This is a genomic window from Janibacter sp. CFPM2_SD2 (assembly GCF_057364645.1).
On record NZ_JBNFOF010000413.1, the window covers coordinates 1 to 558 of the forward strand.

Here is a 558-nt window from a genome sequence, read left to right on the forward strand (position 1 = left end):
CCTCGGAGCTCGGCACGCTCGATCTGCCCGCCCTGGGCCCCGGGCTCGCGGTCGAGGTCTCGCCACGGTTTTCGCGTTCTCACCGGCATCCCGACCCCGAGCCGCTGGCCCGAGCTGCGGGCCGCGGCGGTCGAGCAGATCATCGAGCTGTGCCGGTCGCTGGCGCCCTTCGTCGTGCTCGACTGCGGCTTCGGCATCGAGGACGACGAGGAGCTCAGCTACGACACCACCGCGCCACGTCGCAACGCGACGACGCTGACCGCGCTCGCGGAGGCCGACGAGCTGCTGCTCGTCGGTGCCGCCGACCCGGTCGGCCTGCAGCGCATGGTGCGGGCCGTGCAGGCCGTCGGTCAGGTGGCCTCGCCGACACCGCGCCCGGTGGTCAACCGGCTGCGCGCCGGATCCGTTGGCCCGACCCGCGGCGCCGGGTCGCCGAGTCGATGGAGCGCTTCGCGGGGCTGGAGGACATCACCTTCCTGCCCGACGACCAGGCGGCGGTCGACGCCGCCGTGCTCGCCGGGGGCACACCCTCGCCGAGGCGCCCCGGGCAGTCCGCTG

At 75.1% G+C, this 558-nt stretch carries 1 protein-coding gene; it reads right to left on the bottom strand.

Going from position 1 to position 558, the window contains the following annotated elements; genetic code table 11:
- Window positions 1-197: hypothetical protein (locus AC2W7J_RS18700; protein ID WP_485984310.1), on the bottom strand; the 197-nt coding region annotated here is incomplete at its 3' end.
- Window positions 198-558: the final 361 nt, after the last annotated feature.